The following is a 15,358-nucleotide window of genomic DNA, read 5'->3' as shown; positions in this document are numbered from 1 at the left end:
CTGGCGTCGCTATTCGCGCACGTGCACGCTCTTGATGTTCACGAATTCGCGGATGCCGAACACGCCGCATTCACGGCCATAGCCCGAATGCTTCACGCCGCCGAACGGCATGCGCGGATCGGATCGCACGTTCTCGTTCACGAAGGCCATGCCCGCTTCAAGGTCACGCGCGGCGATTTCCTCGCCGCGCCGGATGTCGCGCGTCAGCACGCCTGAGCCGAGGCCGAACTCCGAATCGTTCGCGATGCGGATGGCGTCTTCCACGTCACGCGCCTCAATGACCGCAGCGACGGGGCCAAACACTTCTTCGTCATATGCGGGCTGGCCGGGCTTCACGTCGGCGAGGACCGTCGGCGGATACCACGCGCCCGGCCGGTCGGGCACCTCGCCGCCACATAGAAGCCGCGCGCCTTTCTCGACGCTTTTGCGCACCTGCCGATGGATTTCGTCGCGCGCCTTCACGCTGACCATGGGGCCAAGTTTTGTCGCCGGGTCGAGTGGATCGCCCATGCTGATCATCGCGCTCATCTTTTCCGCGAGCGCCTTCTCGAACGCCTCCCGCACCGGCGCGACCACGACGAAGCGCTTGCCCGCGATGCAGCTCTGACCGCCATTCACCATGCGCGCCGTTGCGGCGACGGTTGCGGCGTGATCGATGTCCGCATCCTCGAGTACGAGGTAGGCGTCGCTGCCGCCGAGTTCCAGCACGGTCTTCTTGAGATTGCGGCCCGCCGCCTCCGCCACCGCCTTGCCCGCCGCCACGCTGCCGGTGAGCGTCACCGCCGCGATGTCGGGGCTATCGATCAACTCCGCTGTGTCGCGGCCCGCGATCAGGATGGTGCGGAACACATTGTCCGGCGCGCCAGCTTCGCGGAACACGCCCTCGATGGCGAGCGCGCAGCCGGGAACGTTGCTCGCGTGCTTCAAAATCACAGGGTTGCCCGCCATGAGCGCGGGCGCGGCGGCGCGGAACACCTGCCAAAACGGGAAATTCCACGGCATCACCGCCAGAAGCGGACCGAGCGGGTTGAATGTGACGTAGGCGCGTCCGCCATCGAGCTTGACCGGTTCATTCGCGAGAAACCCCTCAGCGTTCTCGACGAAATAATCGCAGTTGAACGCGCATTTCTCGATCTCCGCGAGCCCCTCGGTGACGGGCTTCCCCATCTCATCCGCCATCAGCCGCGCAAACTCGTCCTTCCGCTCGCGAAGGATGCGCGCGGCGGCGCCGACGACGATGCCGCGCTCGGTGAACGATGTGCGCCGCCAGTCGGGGAACGCCTCGCGCACCTGTCGCGCGATGGCGAGCGCCTGCTCGCGCGTGTGGCCGTCATATGTGCGGCTTGGTTTGCCGGTCGCGGGGTTCTCTGTCTTCAGCTTCGGCGCGCTGCCGCCTTCCCCGCCCTGTGCCGCCTTTGCCTCGTAACCGTGTTCCGCGTGATGCGTCATGATGGGCCTCGTGATTGAAACGCGCCCCGCCCTTTTGCCTTTGAGTTCAACCGCTTTCGACTGGCGTCGTTCCCGGCTCCGGGTTGTTCGGCGATGAGGTATCTCTTTCCTTTTTCGGCCTCTCACACGAATGTCTATTTCCTGCTGCAAAGGCGTCGCGATTAAATCTAATCTGCTGGCATTCATCAGCCTGCCCTCAACCTTACGGGCCACAGATCCATGCTGACTTCGATATCCGCACTTCGCCTTCTCTGCGCCGCGCTGGCCGTGGTCTCGGCCTTGGTTCCCTTCACGCCGCCCGCGCTCGCGCAAAAGGCGACCGATCCGGCGGCCGATGCGCTCATCGGCTTCGACGCGCGTTTCGTGCCCGCTGTGGCGGAAAACGGCATGGTGTCGGCGCAGGAAAAGGTTGCGGCGCAGGTCGGCGCGGACATCCTCAAGGCGGGTGGCAATGCCATCGACGCGGCCGTGGCTGTCGGCTTCGCGATGGCCGTCACGCATCCGCAGGCGGGCAATATCGGCGGCGGCGGCTTCATGCTCATCACGCTGGCGGATGGGCGGAAGATCGCGCTCGACTATCGCGAGACGGCACCGGCAGCCGCGACGCGCGACATGTTCCTCGACAATCGCGGCGCGGTTGACCGCGACAAGGCGCGCTACAGCCGCGCGTCGGCGGGTGTGCCGGGCACCGTGGCGGGCCTGCTTTACGCGCTCGAAAAATACGGCACCATGCCCCGCGACAAGATCATGGCGCCCGCGATCCGGCTCGCGGAAGAGGGCGTCGTGGTGCCTTACGGCCTCGCCTTTGCCTTCTCGCGCGCGAGGGATCGGCTGAAGAACGACCCGTCTTCGGCGCGCTATTTTCTAAAACCCGAAGGCGAGCCCTATCGCATGGGCGAGGTGCTGCGCCAGCCCGACCTCGCGAAGACGCTGCGCACGATCAGCGAGCGCGGCGCGGCGGGCTTCTATGAAGGCGAAGTCGCCGAACTGATCGCCACCGAGATGAAGAAGAATGGCGGCCTCATCACCGAGGACGACCTCAAGGCGTACAAGCCAGTCGAGCGCGAGCCGGTGCGCGGCATCTATAATGGGTACGAAATCGTGTCCATGCCGCCGCCGTCTTCGGGTGGCGTCCACGTCATCCAGATGCTGAACATCCTCGAAGGGGTCGACCTGAAGGCGCTTGGCAGCGAGAGCGCGGACACTTATCACCGGCTCATCGAGGCGATGCGGCGCGCCTATGCCGACCGTGCGAAATATCTGGGCGACCCGGATTTCGTGACCGTGCCGGTGGCGGGCCTGACGAACAAAGCCTATGCGGCGGAGCTTCGCAAGGGCATCGACCTCGAACGCGCGGCGAGGTCAGCGGACGTGTCAGCGGGCAAGCCGCCCGCGCCCGAGGGCGAGCAGACGACGCATTTTTCGGTGATGGACAAGGCGGGCAACGCGGTCGCGAACACCTACACGCTGAACCTCGCCTTCGGCAGTGGCTATTCGGTCGACGGTGCGGGCTTCCTTCTCAACAACGAAATGGACGATTTCTCCGCGAAGGCGGGTGCGCCGAACGCCTTCGGCCTTACCGGCGACGAGGCGAACGCGATCGAGCCCAAAAAGCGCCCGCTGTCCTCGATGGCGCCGACCATCGTCATGAAGGACGGCGCGCCGTATCTCATCACAGGCAGCCCCGGCGGCAGCACCATCATCACGGTGGTTCTGCAGGAAATCCTGAACGTGCTGACCTTCGACATGAACGTGGCCGAAGCCACCGCCGCGCCGCGCATCCATCACCAGTGGATGCCGGATAACGTCATCACCGAACGCGGCGTTTCGGATGATACGTTGCGGCTTCTCGAAGCGCGCGGCTTTATCCTGCCGAAGAATGCCGACGGCACGTTCCAGCACCGCGTGCTCGGCCGCGCCAACTCGATCATGAAGAAAGGCCCGCTGTTTCTCGGCGCGGCCGACCTGCGCGACGGCGACTCGGCGGCCATCGGATATTAAAGCGCGCGTTTTCTTGCGAGCGACGGCACGCGCGCCGTCGCGACGCCGTTTGCGGCTTGCTCTCATGCGAGAACAAACTGATTGACGGGCGCGAATTTATGGTCCAAAACAAGAACAAAGCAGGATCACAATGTGTCATGAGCGTCAGCCCTCCGCCAGATCATCGCGCCGAAAAGGCCACGCGACCGCAAGCCGCGATGCGAGCGAACACAGCTTCAAACCGGCGTGCCGGGTCTGCGGCTTCCGGTGCTCTGGACGCGCTCAGGATGCAGGTCCGCGCCATCGAAGGCCACTATCTCGATGACGACCGGACGCCCCCAGTGCTGCGCTTCGCGGATGCGCGGCTGAATGCGCCACTGCCCGGCGGCGGCCTCTCGCTCGGCGCGCTGCATGAGTTCACCGCGAACGCGCTCGAAGCCGAACTTGCGCCATCGGTGACAGGTTTTGCGGCGACCGTGCTGGCCGCTCATTTGCGCGCGCGAGGCGGCATCGCGCTGTGGGCCGCAAGCCAGACCGACTTTTACGCGCCCGGCCTTCGCCGCTTCGGCCTCGACCCGGCCCGCGTCGTCTTCGTGGACTGCCGAAAGGATGCCGAGGTGCTGGCCGTCATGGAAGAGGCGCTGCATTCGCGTGCCGTTGCCGCCGTGCTCGGCGAGGCGGGCGCACTCACGCTGAAAACCGGGCGCAGGCTTGACGCCGCGGCGCGGGCTTCAAGCGCGCTCGCTCTCCTTATCCGCCGCCATGTGGTGAAGCCCAAGGGCGTAACTGGCGAGCCGAGCGGGGCCGCCTCCACCCGCTGGCGCGTCGCCGCCGTCCCTTCGTCCGATGTCTTCGGTAGTCTCGGCCCGCCGCGCTGGCGCCTCGACCTCGACTATTGCCGCAATGGAAGAACCGCATCCTTTATCGTGGAGGCACTCGATGGCGCAGACGGGGACAGCTTTGACGCGAGCGACTGGCAAGCGGGCCATGTACGTGTGGTTGCCGAACTTCGCGATGACGCTCGCGCGGCTGAAGCGTCCGAGGCTCGCGAAGCGCCGCGAACCGCTAGCCCTGCTTGAGAAGCACGGCACCGTTCGCCGCATCGCCGCGCTGGACGGACCGGCCATCGAGGCGGGGCTTTACCTGCACCAGCCGCTGGCCGATGCGCTCGCCGTGTGCCCGAAACTCGTCACCGCCGACGCGGACCCTGCCGCCGAGGCCGACGCGCGCGCCGCCCTCGCGCTGTGGGCGCAGCGCTATACGCCCGCGACCGCGCCTGCGCCGTCCGGCCTGTGGCTCGACATCACCGGCTGCGCGCATCTTGTCGGGGATGAAGATGAACTCGCGGACGACCTGCTCGGCCGCCTCGAAGCGCGCGGCATCCCGGCCCGCGCCGCCATCGCGCCCACCTTCGGCGCGGCCTTCGCGCTCGCCCATCACGCCGAACGCTATGTGATCGCGGGCGACTTCGCCGCCGCCCGAGATGCGCCGCCCCCCCTGTCGCGGCAGGCAACCCTGTTCGAGAGCGACGAGGATCGGCGCGTGGAAGCGGGTCTCGCCGCCCTGCTCGCGCCGCTTCCCGTCGAACGGCTGCGCATCGCCCCGGAAACCGCGAGCGTGCTGCGTAAGCTCGGCCTTTACACCATCGGCGACGTGATGCCCCTGCCGCGCGCCAGTCTCGCGCGCCGCTTTCCCGACCTCCTGCCCCAACTCGACAAGGCCCTTGGCCGTGCCGACGAAGCCATCGATTTCCTGCGCGAACCGACGCCCTGGCTCGAACGCCTGCGCTTCGCAGAGCCTTTGGCCGCGCCGGAGGACATCGAGCGTGTGACGCGCGCGCTGCTCGACATGTTGTGCCGCCGCCTCGAACGGGAGCGGCACGGCGGCCTCACCTTTGAGGTGAGCTTTTTCCGCGCCGATGGCGGCGTCGAAGGGCAAACCGTGACGACCGCGCTCCCCTGCCGCGATCAGGCTCGCGTGATGCGCCTGTTCCGCGAGAAGCTGCCGCTGATCGATCCCGGCTTCGGCATCGATTCGGCCATGATCTTCGCCTCCCGGGTTGAGCCGCTCGAAGCGCGCCAGTCCAACATTTTGCGCAAGGTGCAGGGCGAAGCGAGCCTCGAAGACCTCGCGGCGCTGATCGACGGCATCGAAAGCCGCTTCGGCGAGGGGCGCGTCTATCGCTTCGCGCCGCGCGAAAGCCACATGCCCGAACGCGCCGTGGCGAGGCTGCCGGCGCTCGGTGAGGCGGCAGCGGCCTTCGCCGTCGCCGAAACCCCCCGTCTGGCGGCTGAGGAGAAGGACGCGGTCCCCTTCGCGCTCTGCGAAGCGCGCGGTGCCATACCTGAGCTGCGTTCGTGGGACGCTGGATCGCAGGACTATTCGGGCGCTTCTCTCTCACCGCAAAAAGGCGAAGCGATCGCGGCGACCCGTGCGCCCTCTCAGCCCGTGCTGCCGTCGCACGCCGCGCACAAGAGCGAAACGCCGTCGCGTCAGCCCGAAATCGCCCTTTCGCGCGGAAAAGCGGGGCCAAAGAGCCGTCGCGGTCCGAAGCAGCCAGCTGCGGAGCCTTCGCCGTGGGCATTGCTGCCCGAGCGCCCAGTTCGTCTCTTCACAAGGCCGCACCCCATCGACGTGACCGCCGCGCTCCCCGACGCGCCGCCGATGCTGTTTCGCTGGCGCAAGGTGGTCCACCGCATCGTGCGCGCCGACGGGCCGGAGCGCATCGCGTCTGAATGGTGGCGAGCGCTGCGCGACGAAGATCGCGAGGTGCGCGATTATTATCGCGTGGAAAGCGCGCATGGCATGCGTTTCTGGGTCTATCGAGAGGGCGAATATGGCGGCGAGCGCCCGCCGCGCTGGTATCTGCACGGGGTGTTCGCATGAGCGTGGGAGCAGCGCCGCCGCGCTATGCCGAGCTTCAGGCCGCGACGAATTTTTCGTTTCTCGAAGGCGCGTCGCATCCGCACGAACTCGTGGCGCGCGCGGCGGAACTCGGCCTGTCCGCCATCGCGATCACGGACAGGAACTCGCTCGCGGGCGTTGTTCGCGCGCATCTCGCCGCCCGCGAACATGGTGTGAAGCTTGTCATCGGCTGCCGCCTCTCCTTCGTCGACGGTGCGCCAGACCTTCTGTGCTATCCGACCGACCGCGCGGCTTACGGGCGACTATGCCGACTTCTGACGCTGGGGAAGTCGGATCGCGTCATCAAATGCGAGGCCCGATCCGCCGCCGCGCAAGCCCATTCGGAGCAAGGCCCTTCGAAGTCTTTGCCCGTTTCCGAACGACAAACGCAAGCGGCGCGCTCCAACGTTGTCTCCTGGCCGAAAAGGTTGCCGGAAACGTCGCCATCTTTTCCGCCCGCCACCGCGGAGAATGCCGCGTCTTCCGAAACAGCGATGGCCGATGGAGACGCGGCATCGCGCCGGGCGGAGCCAGACACAGACGCAAGTCCGCTCGGCCACATCGACCGCGACCAGGAAGACGCAATTCCAAAGGGCGAATGCCGCCTTACGCTGGAGGATTTCCTCGCCTTTTCGGAAGGCCAGATCGTCGCCGCGCTGCCGCCGGATGACATCTTCCGAAACCCGCGCCGAATGGCCGACTTCCGCCGCCACCTGAAAACGCTCGCCGCACGGCTGCCGGATCGCGTCTACCTCGCCGCGAGCCACCGCTTCCGGGGCGATGACGGCCAGCGCATCGCTCGCCTCGCCGCGTTCGCCGACGACCTTCGCGTTCCCCTCGTCGCAACCGGCGACGTGCTCTATCACATTCCCGCCCGCCGCCGTCTTCAGGACGTGCTCACCTGCATTCGCCACACCTGCACCATCGACGAGGCGGGCTTCCGGCTCGTGGCGAATGCCGAGCGGCATCTGAAAGCGCCCGCAGAAATGGCGCGGCTGTTCGCGAGGTATCCAGAGGCCGTCGCGAATACGGTGAAGCTCGCGGCGCGCTGCACTTTCAGTCTCGCCGAACTGACATACGAGTATCCCGAGGAGATCGCGCCGAACGGCGAAGCCCCACAGGCGCGGTTGGAACGCCTCACATGGGAGGGGCTCGCGTGGCGCTATTCGGACGGGGTGCCCGACACGGTGGCCCAGCAGGTGCGGCACGAATTCGAGTTAATCGCGCGCTTCGATTACGCGCCGTTCTTCCTCACGGTCGAAGACATCGTCCGCTTCGCGCGCAAAAAAAACATCCTGCATCAGGGGCGCGGCTCGGCGGCTAATTCGGCCGTGTGCTACGCGCTCGGCATCACGGGCGTCGACCCGGCGCGCTCCAACCTCTTGTTCGAGCGCTTCATTTCGGACGCGCGCCATGAGCCGCCCGACATTGATGTCGATTTCGAGCACGAGCGCCGCGAAGAGGTGATTCAATATATTTACAGCCGCTTCGGCCGCCACCGCGCGGGGCTGTGCGCCACCGTCATCTGTTATCGCACGCGGGGCGCGGTGCGCGAGGTCGGCAAGGCGCTCGGGCTTTCGCCGGACGTGACTGCGGCGCTGTCGGGCTCTGTCTGGGGTTGGAGCGATGGCGGCGTCGATCCGGGAGATCTCGCCTCGCTCGGCCTCGACGCGAGCGACCCGCGCCTCATTCTCTGCCTTGAGCTGACGCGCGAACTGATCGGCTTCCCGCGCCACCTGTCGCAGCACCCCGGCGGCTTCCTCATCGCGCGCGGGCGGCTCGACGAACTCGTGCCCATCGAAAATGCGGCGATGAAGGACCGCACCATCGTTTCGTGGGACAAGGACGACATTGAGGCGCTCGGCATGCTGAAGGTGGACGTGCTCGCGCTCGGCATGCTCACCTGCCTCGCGAAAGGCTTCGATCTCATCCGCGCGCATTACGGCCGCGACCTCACGCCCGCCACCGTGCCCTCCGAAGATCCGGCCGTTTACGCGATGCTGTCGCGCGCCGATTCCATTGGCGTGTTTCAGGTGGAAAGCCGCGCCCAGCAGACGATGCTGCCGCGCCTCAAGCCGCAGAACTTCTACGACCTCGTGATCGAAGTGGCCATCGTGCGGCCGGGGCCCATCCAGGGCGACATGGTGCACCCCTATCTGCGCCGCCGCCAGGGCCTGGAAGAGGCGCGCTTTCCGAGCCCGGAACTGAAAGGCATTCTCGAAAAGACGCTCGGCGTGCCGCTCTTTCAGGAACAGTGCATGCGCATCGCCATCGTTGCTGCGGGATTCTCGGCGGGCCGCGCGGACGAGTTGCGCCGCGCCATGGCGACGTTCAAGAAGGTCGGCACCATCGGCACGTTCAAGGACGAGTTCATTGGCGGGATGCTCGCGAGAAATTATCCGCGCGACTTCGCGGAGCGCTGCTTCAGCCAGATCCAGGGCTTCGGCACTTACGGTTTCCCGGAAAGCCACGCCGCGTCCTTCGCGCTGCTCGTCTACTGCTCGGCGTGGATGAAATGCCATTACCCGGACGTGTTCGCCGCCGCGATCCTCAACAGCCAACCGATGGGTTTTTACGCGCCCGCGCAACTCGTCCGCGACGCGCGCGAGCATGGCGTCGAGGTGCGCGCCGCCGACGTGAACGCGAGCGAATGGGACCACACTCTGGAGGCGACGGACGGCGAGCGGCATGCGCTGCGGCTCGGCTTTCGCCTCGTGGCGGGCATGCGCGTGGAAGACGCGCGGAACATCGTGGAGGCGCGCGCGGCGGCCGGTGCGTTCCGAAGCACCGAGGATGTGATGCGCCGCGCGAAGCTCGGCACTGCCGCGATGCTCACGCTGGCGCGCGCCGACGCCTTCGGCTCCGTGGCGCGCGGTCGCCGCGAAACGCTGTGGGACGTGGCGGGGCTCGAAGCGGACAAGTTGCCGCTTTTCGCTCATGAAACGGCGCCCTCCGTACCGCCCGGCGTACCAGCTGTCGCACTGCCGCCGCTTGGCGCGGGAGAAGCCGTTGCGGAAGACTATTCCGTGTTCGGCCTGTCGCTGCGCAACCACCCGATGGCCTTCATGCGCGCCGAGCTTCAGGCGCAAAGGATGGTCCGCGCCGTCGATCTTAAGACGCTGCCGAACGGGCGCTTCGTGACAATCGCGGGGCTCGTGCTGTTTCGCCAGCGCCCCGGCACAGCCAAAGGCACGATCTTCATGACTATTGAAGACGAGACGGGCGCGGCCAATCTCATCATATGGCCGAAGCTTTCCGAGACTTACCGCCGAGCCGTGTTCGGCGCGAAGGTGATCCTCTGCGAAGGGGTTCTGCAAAGGGAGAGCGGCGTCATCCATGTCGTGAGCCGCCGCCTGACCGATTTCACGCGGGTTCTCGGACGGCTGCAACCCGATGCAGACGCCTTCGCCGTGCGCTACGGGCGTGGCGACGAAGTGGCGCACGGAACGCGAGCCGCACGACGTAGTTCAAAGGTAAACGAGGGCTGGACCCGAACCCTAAAAAGCCGCGATTTTCGCTAATGCTGACTTACACCCTTTCCTGTAGCCATGGGGATATAAGCTATTGCCGCAGGAGAAGGACGGTCGCACAATGACCAAGGCAACGGCCACGCTGGCGGAGCGTTTCGCCTTTTGCCGCAGTAGGGGGTAACATGCGCGTTAAATCTCACATCTGGGTGAGCGCTTATCTGCGCCGTCTGGACGCGGCGTTCATTCCCGGCGCCCTGGTGCGCCATGGCGATGCGGATGCGGGCGCGATCTATATCAAGGTCGCCGCGCTCGACGGCACGGCCCAGGTTTTCGCTCCGCTCTCGTCGCAGTTCGCCGAAATGGCGCCGGCGGGCACGCTTTTCGTGGAAGATGGCCGTGCGTGGCAGCCGATCTACACGCCTCACGCGGCTGAGGCGGAAGCGGATGCCTATCTTGAACGGCAGGCGAGCCGTGACCCCGACATCTGGATTCTCGAAGTGGAAACGCCGCAGGGGCGGCACATGCTCGGAGCAACGGCTGCCGCCGTTTCCTGATCGACGCGTCCGTGCGACAAGGCGTTTTCAATTGAAGTGGAATGTGGCTCGGCTGTGAAGCGATCCTTTCGGCAGGCAACGTCGTTTCAAATTGTTTGCGTATGCATCGCCTCTGATCGGTCAAACCGCGTCTGGGTCGTTTCACGCTAACGGTCGCTTATCCGAAATATAAGCATCTGAACGGTATGCAAGCCTTCGCCGCCCTTCTCGACCGGCTCTATTACACGCATGCGACGAACGACAAGGCCGCCGTGCTGAAGGCGTATCTCGCGCGGACGCCAGACCCGGATCGCGGCTTTGCCATCGGCGTCATCGCGGGCACGGTGACGTTCGAGCTGTTCAAGCGCGCGCTGGTGCGCGACCTCGTGGCGGAGCGCGTCGATCCGGTGCTTTTCGACCTCTCCTATGAGTATGTGGGCGAGATGTCGGAAACGGTGGCGCATATCTGGCCGCGCAATCCGCATCGCACGATCCTGAACCGCCTTCCGCCGCTTCATGAGGCGATCCACGAATTTCGCTCGCGCAGCAAGCCCGCTATCCAGGAGTACCTCGCGCTGCTGCTGGATAACATGACGCCGCCCGAGCGCTGGGCGCTCCTGAAGCTCGGCACCAGCACGCTGCGCATCGGCATGTCGGCGCGCTCGGTGAAGCATGTGCTGGCGGAGTTCGGCGGCGTGGAGGTCGGCGAGATTGAGGAGGTGTGGCACGCGCAGACGCCGCCCTATCTCGACCTGTTCGCGTGGCTCGAAGGGCGCGCGCCGAAGCCGCAAGCGAAGGACGCGGTGACGTTCCATCCCGTGATGCTCGCGCACGCCATCGACGACGCAGAGCTTGCCGCGATCACGCCGGACGCCTTCATGGCCGAATGGAAATATGACGGCATCCGCGTGCAGGTCGTATCGACGCCCGCTGGCAAGGCGCTGTTTTCGCGCACGGGCGATGACATTTCGGGGGCGTTCCCGGATGTACTCGCGCGCGTTGGCTTTCGCGGCGTGCTCGACGGTGAACTCATCGTGCGCGAGGGCGACGCGATCGCGAGCTTCAACCACCTCCAGCAGCGGCTGAACCGCAAGTCGCCCGATCCGAAGCTCATCGCGGCCTATCCGGGCCATGTCATCCTTTACGACGCGCTCGACATTGATGGCCGCGACCTTCGCGCGCTGCCACTCACCGAGCGCAAGGCCGAGATGGCGCGCTGGTTCGATGCGACGCGGCCCGACGGCATGGAACTCGCCGCGCCGCTCGCATTCGCGTCGCCGGGTGACTTGCAGGCCTTTCGCGCGGAGGCGGCCACGCTCGCCTCGCCGCATATCGAGGGGCTGATGCTGAAGCGGCTCGATAGCACCTATGTCGCGGGGCGGCCCAAGGGGCTCTGGTACAAGTGGAAGCGCGACCCGATGCTTGTAGACGCCGTGGTGATGTACGCCCAGCGCGGCACGGGCAGGCGCTCGTCGTTCTACTCGGACTACACCTTTGGTCTCTGGCACGACGGCGCGCTCTCGCCCATCGGGAAGGCGTATTTCGGCTTCACCGATGAGGAACTGAAGGAACTCGACAAGTGGGTGCGGCATCACACGGTGGCGCGCTTCGGGCCGGTGCGCGAGGTGGAGAAGGCGCTCGTGTTCGAGGTGGCGTTCGACGCTGTGCACCGGTCGACGCGGCATAAATCGGGCGTGGCGCTGCGCTTCCCGCGCATCAACCGCATCCGCTGGGACAAGCCTGCGCGCGAGGCGGATGAGCTGAGCGCGCTTCTGAAGTGGGTGGATTAGGCTGACGGCGCGCCGGTGGCGCGCCGCGCCGTCAGAGCTGGAAGCGGTCGCGGACGATGGACCAGACCTTATCCTCGACGCGGTTTGGCGTATCCGATGCGTCGACCACCGCACACCTATCAGGCTCCGCCTTCGCGATGGCGAGGAATTCGGCACGCAAGCTGCGATGGAAGGTGAGATTCATCGTCTCGAAGCGATCCGAAGCGGGAGCGTCGACCAAGGGAGCAGGCGCGATAACATCGCTGCCCGCCGCCGCACCGGGAGAGCCTCCAGCGGCGGCGGCCGGCTCGGCCCGTTCACCGCCGACAGCGGCCGAAACAACGCCCCCGCGCAACCGCTCGGCCGCGCGCTTCAGGCCGAGTTCGGGCGGCAGGTCGAAAATCAGCGTGAGATCCGGCCTTGTGTCGCCCACCACAGCCTTGTCGATCGTCTCGATAACCGAAAGCGGCAAGCCGCCCGCCGCGCCCTGATAGGCGCGCGTCGAATCGCTGAAGCGGTCGCAGATGACCCATGTGCCGCGTTCGAGCGCCGGACGGATGCCGAGTTCGAGATGCGATTCCCGCGCGGCGTAGAACAGCACCGCCTCACCAAGCGCACCGAAGCGCTTCGCCTTGCCCGACAGCAGCACTTCGCGGATGGCTTCAGCGCGCGGCGTTCCGCCCGGCTCGCGCGTCAGGAGAACGTTGATGCCCTTGCGGCGTAGACGTTCTGCGAGCACCTTCGCCTGCGTGGTCTTGCCCGCGCCCTCGCCGCCTTCCAGCGTTATGAAGCGGCCGCGCACGTCAGGACTTCGGCGTGACCGCAGGCACCGCCGTGTTGACGGGCTGCGCGGGCGGCTTCTTGAGATACTTCGTCACCGCCTGCGAGACATAGGCGTTCACGCCGAGCAGCAAGGAGTCGACGCCCTTGGCAATCACGCCGCCCGCTTCGAGATCGGCGGCAGCGTAGAGCGGCGCGCTGTTCGACGTCCCCGATTGCGACGTGATGCGCACCTCGCCAACTGGGTCGCCTTCCTTCAACGGCGGCTTGAGCGGCCCCTGATAGGCGATCTGCGCGCGGATGCGCTGATCCTTCGCGTTCACAGGCAGCAGCACGACGACATCTTCCTTGGCCTTGACCGGCAGCGTCCATTTCTGGCCGCCCCAGACGCGAACGTCGCCCACGACTTCGTCCTTGTCGAAGACCTTGTAGGCCTTGAAATTCACAAAGCCCCAGTTCAGGATCTTCTGCGCTTCCTCGCGGCGATCGCGCTCGCTTTCGAGGCCGTTCATCACAAGCACAAGCCGCCGCCCGTCGCGCACCGCGGATGCCGCGATGCTGTAGCCCACGCCTTCGGTAAAGCCGGGCTTGAGGCCGTCCGCCGCGATAGCGGTCGCCTGCAACGGGTTGTGGTTCCTGAAGGTGTAGGTGCGGTACTTGAATTCCTTCTGCCCGAAATAGGGATAAAGGTCTGGATAAGTCTTGATGACGTGGATCGAAAGCGCCGCGAGTTCGCGCGCGGTCATCTGGTTGCCGGGATGCGGCAGCCCGGTCGAATTGCCGAACGTGGATTTCTGAAGGCCGAGCGCGCGCGCCTCTTCCGTCATCAGCTTGGCGAACGCGTCCTCCGTGCCGGAAATCCCCTCCGCCACAGCAATGCAGGCGTCATTCGCGTTTTGCACCGCGATGCCCTGAATGAGGTCGCTGACCTTGGCCGTCTGGTTCAGCGGGATGAACATCGACGTTGTGCGCGACGGCGCGCCGCCGTTTCTCCATGCGTAGAGGCTCACCGGAAACTCGGTGTCCATGGTGATCTCGCCCGCCTTGAGCTTTTTGAAGATGACGGCAAGCGTCATGATCTTGCTCATGCTCGCGGGCGCGAACAGCCTGTCGGCGTTTTTCTCGAAAAGCGTCGCTCCGGACTCGACGTCGATCAGCGTCGCTTCCGCCGCCGCCGTCTGATACCCGCCCGTAGATTGCGCTAGAGCGGGCTGAAAGATCTGGAAGAAAAGAAAAATGAAAAGGGCAAGGCGCATGGGCGTCGGTCCCGGTGAGTCGGCACTTTGATAATATCAAACCGACCGCCTATTGGCTAAGATTCAGGCCATCGAGCCTTTACATAGTCTCACTGGCCGCCATTAAAAGCTGCGCCAGTGGAGAAGGCGGCCCGTGAGTTCGTCGACCACCCGGCGCCCGTATCGTGGATCGATGCTTCGAAGCCGCCTTTCTTGACGACAAGCGGCTTGTCGAGGGCTTCGGTTGAGGCCGTGGAAGCCGTCGCCGATGCGATATAGGTCTCGGGCTGAGCAGGCGCAGGCTGCGCTGCTGCCGCCTTCACGGGCGCAGCTTTTGCTGGCGTCGCAGCCTTGGTCGCAGTGGCCTGCCGCGTTGGTGCGTTCGTCGCGACGACGGGAGCCCAGGCGCTCATCGAGGCCGTTGCGGCTATCGGGACCGAGGCTTGTTGCGCGCGCGCGGGCACGGGGGCCGGAGCGACTTTGCGCGCCGGGACAGCCGTTGCTGCGGCGATCTGGACGCCGGCCGATGCCGGAGCGCTTGCCACCTGCGGGCGCGAGGGCGGCTGCACACTCGAAACGGAACGCGCGGCCCAAGGCTGCTTCGCGAGAATGGAGCGCTCAAGGTGATCGTCGCCGTTCAGCGGAGCGGGCGCAAAATAGCGCACGCGCACCGCCGCAGTGCCGCGTCCATGGAAGCCGAGCAGTTCCGCCGCCTTGCGCGAAAGGTCGATGATGCGCCCGTCATGATAGGGGCCGCGATCGTTGATGCGCACGATCACCGTGCGATTGTTGTCGAGGTTCGTCACCTGCGCATAGGTCGGCATCGGCAGCGTGGGATGCGCGGCGGTCAGCGCGCCCATGTCGTAGATTTCGCCGTTGGCCGTCTTGCGACCATGGAAAAAGTCGCCGTACCACGAGGCGAGTCCGACCTGATCGTAATGCACGTCGTTGACGGGCGTGTACCATTTGCCGTTGGCGAGATACGGACTGCCGAGCTTGTATTCGCCGCCACCCTTCGGAACCGGATCGCCAACCTTGATCACACGCGGGCTCAAGGTCTGGGTCTCATCGACCGGACTCTTCTGGGTGGTACACGCACCAAGCGATGCAACAAGCGCTGTGACGATCATGACCCTGCTTAAGGATTTGTTGACGACGGCCCGCAACTCAAACGGAAAGCGAGGAGCAACAAGTCCAGAAAGGAGATTCGGGCGAATGCTGGGCGCGGTTTTCGTCTT

Annotated in this window: 10 protein-coding genes; 6 read left to right on the top strand and 4 right to left on the bottom strand. The window is 65.7% G+C overall.

Features of this window, described 5'->3' with window-relative positions; all coding sequences use genetic code 11:
- Nucleotides 1-9: 9 nt before the first annotated feature.
- Nucleotides 10-1,449 (bottom strand): NAD-dependent succinate-semialdehyde dehydrogenase, encoded by a 1,440-nt coding sequence (locus RVAN_RS12210; RefSeq protein WP_013420029.1) that lies wholly within the window; start codon nt 1,447-1,449, stop codon nt 10-12.
- A gap of 219 nt (nt 1,450-1,668) precedes the next feature.
- On the opposite strand from RVAN_RS12210, the gene ggt reads away from it, so the two are divergent.
- From ggt to RVAN_RS12180, 6 genes are all read left to right on the top strand, one after another.
- Nucleotides 1,669-3,450 (top strand): gamma-glutamyltransferase, encoded by a 1,782-nt coding sequence (ggt, locus tag RVAN_RS12205; protein WP_013420028.1) that lies wholly within the window; start codon nt 1,669-1,671, stop codon nt 3,448-3,450.
- Between the two features lie 137 nt (nt 3,451-3,587).
- Nucleotides 3,588-4,508: an ImuA family protein gene (locus tag RVAN_RS20510; protein WP_169309546.1), complete on the top strand. Its 921-nt coding sequence runs from the start codon at nt 3,588-3,590 to the stop codon at nt 4,506-4,508.
- Nucleotides 4,417-6,315: a Y-family DNA polymerase gene (locus tag RVAN_RS20615; protein ID WP_174261950.1), complete on the top strand. Its 1,899-nt coding sequence runs from the start codon at nt 4,417-4,419 to the stop codon at nt 6,313-6,315. Before RVAN_RS20510 ends, RVAN_RS20615 begins: the two co-directional genes overlap by 92 nt.
- Complete coding sequence (locus tag RVAN_RS12190; protein WP_013420025.1) at nt 6,312-9,854, top strand: error-prone DNA polymerase; 3,543 nt, start codon at nt 6,312-6,314, stop codon at nt 9,852-9,854. The genes RVAN_RS20615 and RVAN_RS12190 overlap by 4 nt, the downstream gene beginning before the upstream one ends.
- A gap of 131 nt (nt 9,855-9,985) precedes the next feature.
- Nucleotides 9,986-10,357 carry a DUF1491 family protein gene (locus tag RVAN_RS12185; RefSeq protein WP_013420024.1) on the top strand — a complete coding sequence of 124 codons (372 nt, stop codon included), beginning with the start codon at nt 9,986-9,988 and terminating at the stop codon, nt 10,355-10,357.
- A gap of 185 nt (nt 10,358-10,542) precedes the next feature.
- Entirely contained in the window at nt 10,543-12,126 is a 1,584-nt protein-coding gene (locus RVAN_RS12180; RefSeq protein WP_013420023.1) for a cisplatin damage response ATP-dependent DNA ligase, read from the top strand.
- Nucleotides 12,127-12,157: 31 nt separating this feature from the next.
- On the opposite strand, the gene tmk is transcribed toward RVAN_RS12180, so the two are convergent.
- From tmk to RVAN_RS19060, 3 genes are all read right to left on the bottom strand, one after another.
- A complete protein-coding gene (gene tmk / locus RVAN_RS12175) occupies nt 12,158-12,907 on the bottom strand; it encodes a dTMP kinase (RefSeq protein WP_013420022.1) in 750 nt (249 codons plus the stop codon).
- 1 nt (nt 12,908) lies between these two features.
- Complete coding sequence (locus RVAN_RS12170; RefSeq protein WP_013420021.1) at nt 12,909-14,141, bottom strand: D-alanyl-D-alanine carboxypeptidase family protein; 1,233 nt, start codon at nt 14,139-14,141, stop codon at nt 12,909-12,911.
- 89 nt (nt 14,142-14,230) lie between these two features.
- On the bottom strand, nt 14,231-15,175 hold the full coding sequence (locus tag RVAN_RS19060; protein WP_245257984.1) for a septal ring lytic transglycosylase RlpA family protein: 945 nt from the start codon (nt 15,173-15,175) through the stop codon (nt 14,231-14,233).
- Nucleotides 15,176-15,358: the final 183 nt, after the last annotated feature.

The organism is Rhodomicrobium vannielii ATCC 17100, assembly GCF_000166055.1.
GTDB classification, from domain to species: domain Bacteria; phylum Pseudomonadota; class Alphaproteobacteria; order Rhizobiales; family Rhodomicrobiaceae; genus Rhodomicrobium; species Rhodomicrobium vannielii.
The sequence above is the reverse complement of the archived record's forward strand: the minus strand, read 5'-3'. Positions and strand labels throughout refer to the sequence as shown.

Coding starts and splice junctions, on each gene's coding strand:
- RVAN_RS12210 (WP_013420029.1), bottom strand. CDS start 1,449: ATGACGCATCACGCGGAACACGGTTACGAGGCAAAGGCGGCACAGGGC.
- ggt (WP_013420028.1), top strand. CDS start 1,669: ATGCTGACTTCGATATCCGCACTTCGCCTTCTCTGCGCCGCGCTGGCC.
- RVAN_RS20510 (WP_169309546.1), top strand. CDS start 3,588: ATGAGCGTCAGCCCTCCGCCAGATCATCGCGCCGAAAAGGCCACGCGA.
- RVAN_RS20615 (WP_174261950.1), top strand. CDS start 4,417: ATGTACGTGTGGTTGCCGAACTTCGCGATGACGCTCGCGCGGCTGAAG.
- RVAN_RS12190 (WP_013420025.1), top strand. CDS start 6,312: ATGAGCGTGGGAGCAGCGCCGCCGCGCTATGCCGAGCTTCAGGCCGCG.
- RVAN_RS12185 (WP_013420024.1), top strand. CDS start 9,986: ATGCGCGTTAAATCTCACATCTGGGTGAGCGCTTATCTGCGCCGTCTG.
- RVAN_RS12180 (WP_013420023.1), top strand. CDS start 10,543: ATGCAAGCCTTCGCCGCCCTTCTCGACCGGCTCTATTACACGCATGCG.
- RVAN_RS12170 (WP_013420021.1), bottom strand. CDS start 14,141: ATGCGCCTTGCCCTTTTCATTTTTCTTTTCTTCCAGATCTTTCAGCCC.